The 9,164-nt window shown below is 63.4% G+C and carries 9 protein-coding genes and 1 pseudogene; 5 read left to right on the top strand and 5 right to left on the bottom strand.

The genetic code is table 11. The annotated features are described in order from the left end of the window. The first annotated feature begins 239 nt into the window (after positions 1 to 239). Together ABIB26_RS23280 and ABIB26_RS23275 are read left to right on the top strand one after the other, a co-directional pair. Positions 240 to 656, top strand: a complete 417-nt coding sequence (locus tag ABIB26_RS23280) for a hypothetical protein (protein WP_354248538.1) — start codon at positions 240 to 242, stop codon at positions 654 to 656. After that, positions 653 to 865 carry a helix-turn-helix transcriptional regulator gene (locus ABIB26_RS23275; RefSeq protein ID WP_354248536.1) on the top strand — a complete coding sequence of 71 codons (213 nt, stop codon included), beginning with the start codon at positions 653 to 655 and terminating at the stop codon, positions 863 to 865. The genes ABIB26_RS23280 and ABIB26_RS23275 overlap by 4 nt, the downstream gene beginning before the upstream one ends. A 312-nt stretch (positions 866 to 1,177) precedes the next feature. On the opposite strand, the gene ABIB26_RS23270 is transcribed toward ABIB26_RS23275, so the two are convergent. After that, positions 1,178 to 1,741 (bottom strand): dihydrofolate reductase family protein, encoded by a 564-nt coding sequence (locus ABIB26_RS23270; RefSeq protein WP_354248534.1) that lies wholly within the window; start codon positions 1,739 to 1,741, stop codon positions 1,178 to 1,180. Between the two features lie 203 nt (positions 1,742 to 1,944). Here ABIB26_RS23270 and ABIB26_RS23265 point away from each other — a divergent pair, with 203 nt between their 5' ends. After that, positions 1,945 to 2,703 (top strand): phosphotransferase, encoded by a 759-nt coding sequence (locus tag ABIB26_RS23265; RefSeq protein ID WP_354248532.1) that lies wholly within the window; start codon positions 1,945 to 1,947, stop codon positions 2,701 to 2,703. A 68-nt stretch (positions 2,704 to 2,771) separates the two neighbouring features. Here ABIB26_RS23265 and ABIB26_RS23260 read toward each other — a convergent pair whose 3' ends face one another. Both ABIB26_RS23260 and ABIB26_RS23255 read right to left on the bottom strand, forming a co-directional pair. Then, positions 2,772 to 3,278 (bottom strand): GNAT family N-acetyltransferase, encoded by a 507-nt coding sequence (locus tag ABIB26_RS23260; RefSeq protein ID WP_160679313.1) that lies wholly within the window; start codon positions 3,276 to 3,278, stop codon positions 2,772 to 2,774. Positions 3,279 to 3,590: 312 nt separating this feature from the next. Next, positions 3,591 to 4,562 carry a DMT family transporter gene (locus ABIB26_RS23255; protein WP_354248530.1) on the bottom strand — a complete coding sequence of 324 codons (972 nt, stop codon included), beginning with the start codon at positions 4,560 to 4,562 and terminating at the stop codon, positions 3,591 to 3,593. A gap of 74 nt (positions 4,563 to 4,636) precedes the next feature. Here ABIB26_RS23255 and ABIB26_RS23250 point away from each other — a divergent pair, with 74 nt between their 5' ends. Both ABIB26_RS23250 and ABIB26_RS23245 read left to right on the top strand, forming a co-directional pair. Further along, on the top strand, positions 4,637 to 4,948 hold the full coding sequence (locus ABIB26_RS23250) for an ArsR/SmtB family transcription factor (RefSeq protein WP_354248528.1): 312 nt from the start codon (positions 4,637 to 4,639) through the stop codon (positions 4,946 to 4,948). Positions 4,949 to 5,208: 260 nt separating this feature from the next. After that, on the top strand, positions 5,209 to 5,814 hold the full coding sequence (locus ABIB26_RS23245) for a recombinase family protein (RefSeq protein WP_354248526.1): 606 nt from the start codon (positions 5,209 to 5,211) through the stop codon (positions 5,812 to 5,814). Positions 5,815 to 5,839: 25 nt separating this feature from the next. Here the strand turns inward: ABIB26_RS23245 and ABIB26_RS23240 are convergent, their stop codons facing one another. Further along, positions 5,840 to 8,908 (bottom strand): Tn3 family transposase, encoded by a 3,069-nt coding sequence (locus ABIB26_RS23240; protein WP_354248524.1) that lies wholly within the window; start codon positions 8,906 to 8,908, stop codon positions 5,840 to 5,842. A gap of 162 nt (positions 8,909 to 9,070) precedes the next feature. Continuing rightward, positions 9,071 to 9,164 (bottom strand): annotated as a pseudogene (locus ABIB26_RS23235) (ATP-binding cassette domain-containing protein); the annotation flags it as partial.

The raw sequence follows: 9,164 nt of genomic DNA, 5'->3' as shown, positions 1-9,164 counted from the left end.
GCCTCCTGTCCCTCATGGAGCCACCGTAACTGCCAATGATCTGGATGCCATAGCCTTGGGTCAGCGTTTCAACTGAGCTGCCCGGTGAAGGATCGGCTTGCGGGACTGCTCATTGGAAGGCGGGCCAGGGCAACTGAGGCGAAGTCAGCACGCGGCTAGTGCCGCGGAGGCATGTGTCCACGCGATACGGATGACAAGCATCCTTGACAGGAGCGAGGTCCGACCCCAAGATAGGAGCCATGACAAACAAACTTGACATCCAGGATCGTAGTGAGGGGGACCGCGCAAGGTCCCGCGCGTATCAACTGGAATTTTGGTCGGGCATAGTCTCCTACGCGGTGGTGCTCTCCGGCGTGTTGCTGTGGGGCGACTTAGACGGCGTTAGTCCGTGGCGGTTCCTATGGGCGGTCCTGCCGGTGATCCCCGCGCTCTGGATCGTGCGGGCCGTTGTACGCCACGTGCGGCGGATCGACGACTATCAGCGGCTCCTCCTGTTGCAGGGGTTCGCCGGGGGGTTCGCTGTCGCCATGATCGTTTCCGTGACGTTGGCTTTCCTGGAGATTGCGGGGCTCAGGGTTCCTGGCGTTGGGTGGATCATCTACGGTGCGGGAATGCTTGGTTGGATTATCACAGGAACCGTCGTTGGAAGACGATGAATAACCATCTCAAGACACTGCGTGAGGGCCGTGGCTGGACTCAGGGGGCTCTCGCTGACCAGCTCGGCGTTTCACGACAGACGGTGAACGCACTGGAAACAGGCCGCTACGATCCCGCTTTGCCCTTGGCCTTTCGTATCGCCCGGCTATTCGTTCAACCCATTGAGTCCATATTCACGCCGCCCGAGGAATCAGACGTGTCTACCTGAAGCTGATCTGGCGAGGAACCCAGCCACTTCCATGAGATGCGGACTGGAGAGCCGAACAGTCCTCCCTCCTACCGCTCCGGTGTCCGCTCAGGGTTCGGCTTACGGGCAGAGCTGCCTGCTGGTGCTTCAGCGTGGCACGCGTTTGCTGTTCGCGGACTTCGATCTGTCGGTGGGCCATATTGTGGCGCAACCGTTTCTGTTGAAGGCTGAGGTCGCCGGGCAGTGCGCAGGCACATTCCGGACTATCTGCTGCCCGTCGACGTGGGACCGCTGGTGGTGGAGTACTTCCCCGACCGCGCGGAGGAATCGCTCTCAGTGCCTCGTCTCGTACCTGGTCAGGACCACGCCGCCGGGAAACGTCCGCGTCTCCACCAGATTCAGGTTCACCCAGCTGTCCAGCGAGGTGAAGAACGGAGTGCCGCCGCCCACCAGGACCGGATAGGCGGCTAGCGCGTATTCGTCGATCAGACCGGCCCGCATGGCCGCCCCGGCGAGCGTTGCGCCGCCGAGGCTCATCGGGCCGCCGTCCCCGGCCTTGAGCCGGGTGATCTCGGCGATCGCGTCGCCGGTGACCAGGCGGGTGTTCCAGTCGACCTTGTCGATCGTCGAGGAGAACACCACCTTCGGCGTGTCCCGCCAGTTCCGCGCGAACTCGATCTCCGCCGGGGTGGCGTTGGGCTGCTGGTCGCCGGTCGGCCAGTAGGAGCTCATGGTCTCCCAGAGCTTGCGGCCGTACAGCGACAGGCTGCTAGCCCGCTCCTGGTCGAGCCACCACTGGAACAGTTCGTCGCTCGGCCCGCTCCAGCCGATGTCGTCGCCGGCCGCGGCGATGTAGCCGTCAAGGGTCAGATTCATGCCGTAGATCAGTTTCCGCACGGCGCCAGCCTTCCGTCTCGTAGTGGTCGAGGGCGTCATTGAACTCTGTCGTCCCGCATATGATCGGCAGCATCCTGTCCCTCATGGAGCCACCGTAACTGCCCATGATCTGGATGCCATAGCCTTCGGTCCGCGTTTCAACTGAGCTGCCCGGTGAAGGATCGGCTTACGGGCAGCCGACTTTCGGAAGCTAGTCTTTAGCTGTGGAAGACGAGCAATTACTCAACGGAGGCAATGCCAGCGGCGTCGTCGTGCGGGTTGGGTCGACAGTCCGCAAGCCATGGACCGATGCCACGCCTAGTGTCCTCGCCTTCATGACAGCAGTTCGGGAGGCGGGTGTCGATGTCCCCTCTGTCCTCGGCCAAGACGAGCAGGGTAGGCAAGTCACCGAGTTCATTCCCGGGCGACTTGCGCTTGATTCGGATCCACTCACGCATTCGGAACTCGGCCGGGTCGGAGCGATGGTGCGAGCTATCCACGACGCGAGCGAAACATTCACGCCCGCCCCTGGCGCATCGTGGATTACGGCGATTCCCAGTCCGGACGACGAGCTCATTTGTCATAACGACCTCGCCCCGTGGAACCTCATCATCGGTGAACGATGGACCTTCATCGACTGGGACGCTGCCGCGCCGAGCACAAGGCTATGGGATCTTGCCTACGCCGCCCAAGCCTTCACACTCTCCAATACCCGGCAGTCTCCCAAGGAAGCGGCACGGAATCTCGCGGCATTCGTGGATGGCTATGAAGCGGACCTTGGCCTACGCGCCGATCTCCCTGCCGCGATGCATTGTCGGGCCGCAGCCATGTACGACCTTCTGAGATCCTCCCACGAGGCAGGTCGGGAGCCTTGGGGCACGATGTATGCCAACGGGCACGGCGACCATTGGAGAGCTGCATCTCAATACGCAGGGCAGCATCAGTCCATCTGGGCGGAAGCGCTCCTACCACCAACACATTGACGGATCCCCAAACGGAAGGGGAGGTGTCGTGTATAGCGCTGGACGTTGGTTGGCGGCAGCTCAGGGTCTTATTCGTGAAGGACAACTTGGTATAGGTTGTGGTCTTGCCATTTCCCGGCAATTTTCAAGTACCGCGGAGCCATCCCGATCTGCCGGAAGCCCGCCTTCCACAGCACCCGTTGCGAACCAGCATTGTGGAGGAGAGTACTCGCCTCTATGCGGTGCAGCCCAAGTACGTCATGTGCCGTTTCGACGATTATCTGGACGGCAGCGGATGCCAGACCACGGCCCGCGTAAGCGCCATCCACCCAGTAACCTAGACCTGCACTTTGGAACGGTCCACGCACGATGCCGGCCAAGTTGAATCTGCCGACAAGGGCGTCGCCAGCAAATAACCCAAAAGGGAGCCCTTCCCCGGCATCAGCCGCAACAAGGCGACTCGCAATATCCGCAGCCTGCCATTTCTCGGTGTAGTACTCCTCGGGACGCACCGGCTCCCAGGAAGAAAGGTATGCACGGTTGCGCACATACGCAGCGGCCAGCGCTGACGCATCACTCGAGCGCAATGTGCGCATACTGACATCTTCACTGAGCTGACGCGGTTTAAACACCAGTCAACTGTACTCGCGGCCTACCCTCAAATGACGTCCCGGTTAGCGTTCCCCTAGCGGACGGACTCCGGCTAGCTTCCATCGACAAGCTGCTGTCCAGTGGTTACATTTCTCCACGCGCCCTTAGCGTACGATTTTTTTCCTTTTTCTGAAGCCACCCCAACTGCAAGTGATACCCGTCAAGCATGCAAGACGCGGCTGGTGGCGCCATGTGAAAAGTGATCCGGTCTCAGGATCGAAGTGACCCGCGTTTCTTCACGGCCGAGGTTTCTGCGGTTAACTGGCGGTGGCCTTCTGTTCCCGGGGTGCCTCGCTCCCGGCCTGAGTGACTTCGATCAGCGGTGTGGCTTTCGCCTTGCGGCGCGCGACCAGGTTCACGGCAAGAAGCGCAGCGAGCGTGAGGGCCACTCCGGCGATTTCGCCGCCCGTGGGCTGGTGGCCGCGGATGGCTTCGATGGTGAAAGCCGTGATGGGGACGAGGTTGATGAACAGCACCCCATTGGATGCTCCCAAATTGGCGACGGCATAATTCCAGGTGAGCACGGCCAGCACCGTGGCTGGAAGCGCCATGTAGAGGATCTGCCAGATTACGGCGCCGACGTCCCCGACGGTTATGGGCGGCTCGTTCCACGTCAGTGCGGTGGTGAGGACGATGATGGAAACAGTTCCCAGCAGGCAGGTGTGCGTGGTGAACCGAAGCAGGCTCAACTCCGGGAAAGCGCCGCGGCTGGTCGTGTAGATGACCCAAGCGATCACGCCGGCAAAGGTCAAGGGGACACCCAGGCCCAGGCCACCGTGAAGGACGGCGGCCGGGTTGCCGTTGCCGAGAACCATGGCGACACCGACGAGTGCGACGGCGGAGAAGAGGAAGACCAGGCCAGCGGGGCGTTTCCTTGTGCGGGCCCACACGACGAACAGTGTGACCATCGGCAGGGTCGCCATGACCAAGGAGATGGTTTGCGGCGCCGAGTAGGCCAGACCGGCGTACATGAGCAGGTTGAATCCTGCGAAGCCAATGGTTCCCACCAGCCACAGGGCGCCGGCCCTCCTGCCGGGGATGAGGGCCCGGGGCCCCTCTTTGAGAGCGAGGATGACCATGAAGACGATCGTTGCCACGATGAACCTGGCGGCCGTCAGCTGGAACGGCCCCAGATGGGGAAATGCGGTTTTGGCGATGGTGAACATACCTCCCCACGCCAGGGCTGTTGCCAGGCCGCCGACGGCGGCGAGTGAAGTGGTGCGGGTCATAGTGACTCCAAGTGTTCGTTAGTTGACGAATACACGAACACTGTACATGATAGTGAGACAAAAGAAAGGCCTGCATGAAACCCCTCTTTCATCCCCGGGTGGAGGACCTGGACCTGTCCACGATCCTGCACGCCTGCGCGGATCCCACACGGCTTCGACTGCTTGCCGACATCAACACCGAGCCCGGCAAGACCTGCGGAACCTTCGAAACCGAACTTTCCAAATCAACGCTTTCAGCGCACTTCAAGGTGCTCCGGGAGTCCGGTCTCATCCGCCAGGAACTCGGCCCAGGCAACAGCCGCCTCAATTGGCCAAGGACCGCGGAAGTCCAGTCACGATTTCCCGACGTCATCAGCGCCATACTCAAGTCCGCCATTGTTAGTTAAGGCTGAAGTTCGAGGGCGTTGACCACGCGCCGTCCACCGCGTGTCACTCTACGTTCCCCGAGTGGGACGGCAGTAAGGGTCGACGTCGGTGTGGATGAGTTGTGCAGGCGAGTACGGAAATTTGTGCAGACGACTTCGGAAAATGACACTGCAGGCGCCTAGCAAATACCTGGCCGGAAATATCTTGCTACCGTGTATCACAACTTCACGTTGGAATGTCTGTATCCAACCACTGTTGCAAGACATGAACGGGGCCGGGCATGAGCAAAACGATCGGCTACGCCAGAGTTTCCAACAAGGCGCAAGCCACAGACCGGCAAATCACTGACCTCATCGCTGCAGGGGTCCGCCGCGATGACCTCTATGCCGATCACGGCGTCAGTGGAGCCAGAGCCCACCGCCCCGCCCTCGACCTGGCTTTGCAGGCCTTGGAGGAAGGCGACACCCTGGCCATCACAACACTGGACCGGCTCGGACGCTCCACAGCCAACATGCTCGACCTCGCCACTGAGATGCGTCGGCGGCAGATCAACCTGCGCGTCCTCAACCTTGGCGGCGGAGACGTCGATACCGGCACCCCCATGGGCGCGATGGCCTTCACCGTCATGGCCGCCCTGGCGCAAATGGAACTCGATATCAAACGCGAACGCATCATAGACAGTGTCAGCAAACGCCGCGCAGCCGGCAGAGACCTCGGCGGCCGACGAAGCACCTTCACCACCAGCCAGATTGAAAACGCCCGCCGCCTCATCGAGGGAGGCGAATCGGCAACCCAAGTCGCCAAAGACCTCGCCATGTCCAGAGCAACCCTCTACCGACGCATCGCCACCATCGAAGCCCAGCACTGGATCAGCGCCCAGGGCTAACGACTCCCATCATCCCCGGCAGGGATTAGTCTTCCTCGGCAGTGGCGGCGTCTGGATCGCGCAGCGGTCGTCTGCCGTCGAGGAGCTCGGGTAGTAAAAATGAGTAGTGGCCGTGGACGTTGATGTGTTTGCGCATGTAGGGCGAAAGCCGGGCGACGTCGGCGTCGAGCACGGGGCAGCCGGACGCTCGCAAGGCGTCCAGGACACGGTCGAGGTAGATGGTGTTCCAAAGGGTGATGCAGTTCAGAACCAGTCCGAGCGCGCCGAGCTGGTCTTCCATGCCCTCTCGGTAGCCGTGGCGCAGTTCGCCCTTGCGTCCGTGGAAGAGGTGCCGGCCCAGGTCATGGCGGCCTTCCTGGAGGTTGCGCATGCCCTTGATCTCGCGCCGGTATGGCTCGTCCTGGACGACACGAAGAACGTGCAGTGTCTTGAAGATCCGCCCGTAGTGCGCGAAGGCGTCCCCGAGCGGCGTGGGGTGGCCATCGCGTTGCAGCATCCGGATGACGTCGTAGGCGCTGACCGCACCGGTGTGGATGGAAGCGACCACCCGCAGGATCTCTGGCCAGTTCCGGTCAATTCGTGTCAGGTCAATCCTGCCGCGGGCGGCGCTGTTGAGCGGTCCGTAATCGGCGTCCGGATCAGTTCGCCATAGCTTCGCGTCCGGCAGGTCGGCCAGCTGCGGCCGGTAGTCAAAGCCCAGGAGCTGGAGTAGCCCGAAGATAATGTCACTGTTAGACCCGGAGTCGGTGATGATCACATCCGGCCGGCGGCCGCCGTCCTGGCTGTAGATCAGGTCGACCAGGTGCAGGGTATCCTTCGGGGTTCCGGACACAACCCGCCCGGCCAGGCCCACCGACTGGTCATTGATCATGTTGAGCCAGGTCACGCCGCGGCCCCGGCCGAAGTATTTCGGGTTCGGGCGGGCGTCGACGCTGCGTACCGGGACGACGAACCGGATCCCGTCGACCGCGGCGACCAGCCCGCCGCCCCATGCCTGAGCCAGCGCCACCTCAGCTTGACCAGTGATCAGAGAGGCATTGGCTGCGGCGTAGCTCTCCGCCCGCAGGTAGTTCTGGTCCACATGACTGATCCGGCTGCGGGTCAGGGCCTGGGCCCCGGAGATGACCGGGGTGAAGCCCACGTTAAGCGCTTGCGCGGTCAAGGCTGCCGCGATTGTGACGTGCAAGTCATCCAACCTGGTCTCCCCGCCGGAGGCGGCGGTGAACGCCTTGAAGAAATCTGGCTCCCAGGTCATTACCTCCAGGATCTGCTCACCGACGTCAACCTGGGGCATCATCGCCTCGCAGCGTTTGCGTAAGTCGGTCAAGCTCGGCGGGTCCGTGATCGCAGGGTCCTTCTTCACGTGCAGGCGCTCCTCGTCATCGATGCGGACCCCGGCGTCACCGTCCAACCCCGCGGCCACGTGGCGCCAGGCCGCGTCGAGGTCGCCCGCCCAGCTGGCCAATAGCTCGGCGGGGTCCTCGGGAAGCTGAAGGTCGTTGAGGACGGGGCCGCGGGCGGCGTCCCACGCTGCCCCGGTCAGCAGTTGTGCCCGAGGGTCAGCCCACCGGGTCGAGGCAGCAGCGTAGATGTCGCGGCGCTTGAGGTGCCGGTGGAACTGCTCCAGCACACAAAACACGTACCCGGCCCGGTCGACGGTGCCTTCGGGACGTCCGGGCCGGAACACCAGCGGCCGCCACCACCCTGCCGGTACCAGGTCCACCGCAACCAGCCGTGCATCGAGGAACCCGGCCGGTACACGCTTGCTCGCCTTGGCCGCGAGTAACCCAGGCAAGGCACGCATCGCGTCGAGCACCGGTGTGGACTCGGCCGTAGCCCCGAATGCGACTACCTCGGTGAGCAGCGGCAGGAATCCCCGCACCGCGGCGAACCGGGTCACCAGTGTGGCCCGCCAGTCCCCGTTCGGGTCGGCGTCCGGCGGGGGGATGACGTCAGTCAGGTTGGTCACCGCGGTGCGGAGCTCGGCGCGCGAGACCACGCTTTCGATCGCGTCCCACAGCAACTCGATGGTGATCTCCCCGCCCCATTCGGTGGAAGCCAGCATCACCTCCACCGCGGCGGCGCACTTCGCGGCGTCCTTGGACAACCGCGGGTAGCGTCGCAGCTTCTCCGTCTTGGACTCCCGCTCCGCCCGAGCGAGCAGATCGGTGGTCATCAGGACATCGAACATTTCCAGGGTGTCATCAGTCGCTTTGGCCTCCAGATACACCACGGTGGCGAGCATGGTGGCGAGCATGGTGGCGAGCTTGCGGGAACGCCGATGACGGCGCAGCGCCGTGGCGGTCCCCGACATGCCCCACCGGGCCAGCTCCACCACCCGCCGATGCGGCACCGCGTCCAGGCCCAACGCACCCACCCCCAACCCGGCCACCACAGCCACCCGGTCCAAGGACTTGACCATGTTCCGCCCGGACGGCGGCCGCGGCGCCTTCCGCAACCGCTCCAGATCCGAAACCCGCGCACCCTCGGGAACCTCCAACAGGCGCTCCACCAGCCGGGCTTGCTCCGCCGTCAGCATCGAGGCCATAACGTCCCACAACCGCTGCATCGCCTCGTCACGGACCCGTGCGATCAACCGCGCGAGAATAGTGCCCCCGGGCAGCAGGACCCGCCGTTCCCGAAGCCACACCACCGCCCCCTCGAACAGCGCCTTCGGACCATCCCCGGTGTTCCACGCCCGGTCATCCACCCACCGCACCAGCTCAGCCTCGACGGCTGGGAAGTCGCGGTACCCGAACTCGCGGGCGATCTCCCACTGGTGCTCCAGCCGGGTCTTCTCCCGCTCCCCGTACGCCTTCAGACATGACGGGTCAGCCACCCCCAACTGCCCGGCGACGAAATCGACCGCCTCAGTCGGCACGTCCAATGGATCCGACAGGAACGACCCCAGCAGACGCACCGTGCCCAGCTGAAGGCTGAACCCCAACCGGTTGTAGTCCCCGCGCCGCTTGTTCACCAGCGCCATGTCCGTGTCGTCAAGGAAGAAGAACCGCTCCAACTCCGCCAACGACGGTGGCTCTGTGAAACGAGAATAGGCCGCGGCCTGGACATCAGTGAGGAACTCAACCGGCATAAACCCCAACATAGAGCCAAGACCCGACAGACATCACAGAACGAGAACTGTTACAGGCGTTCCAGCCATCGCCCGGCGAGGTTTCGCCGCCGCTGCCTTTACGCCCAGGTCAACAAGCCCGAGCCCTTAGCGCCGGATCCTGTTCCATTGTTCGTGATGGGCCGGCTCCATGGCCAGGGCCCGGGCGATCGCCACCCGTTGCTGCTGGCCACCGGAAAGCTGCGACGGGTAGTGGTCGGCACGGTCCGCCAGTCCC

Origin of the sequence: Arthrobacter sp. UYEF20 (genome assembly GCF_040546335.1) — a bacterium.
GTDB lineage: Bacteria > Actinomycetota > Actinomycetes > Actinomycetales > Micrococcaceae > Arthrobacter.
This window is presented reverse-complemented; position numbering and strand designations above follow the sequence as displayed.

What these genes read in the sequence shown, in the direction of transcription:
- ABIB26_RS23250 (WP_354248528.1), top strand. Translation starts at nt 4,637, where the DNA reads ATGAAACCCCTCTTTCATCCCCGGGTGGAGGACCTGGACCTGTCCACG.
- ABIB26_RS23255 (WP_354248530.1), bottom strand. Translation starts at nt 4,562, where the DNA reads ATGACCCGCACCACTTCACTCGCCGCCGTCGGCGGCCTGGCAACAGCC.
- ABIB26_RS23275 (WP_354248536.1), top strand. Translation starts at nt 653, where the DNA reads ATGAATAACCATCTCAAGACACTGCGTGAGGGCCGTGGCTGGACTCAG.
- ABIB26_RS23260 (WP_160679313.1), bottom strand. Translation starts at nt 3,278, where the DNA reads ATGCGCACATTGCGCTCGAGTGATGCGTCAGCGCTGGCCGCTGCGTAT.
- ABIB26_RS23280 (WP_354248538.1), top strand. Translation starts at nt 240, where the DNA reads ATGACAAACAAACTTGACATCCAGGATCGTAGTGAGGGGGACCGCGCA.
- ABIB26_RS23245 (WP_354248526.1), top strand. Translation starts at nt 5,209, where the DNA reads ATGAGCAAAACGATCGGCTACGCCAGAGTTTCCAACAAGGCGCAAGCC.
- ABIB26_RS23240 (WP_354248524.1), bottom strand. Translation starts at nt 8,908, where the DNA reads ATGCCGGTTGAGTTCCTCACTGATGTCCAGGCCGCGGCCTATTCTCGT.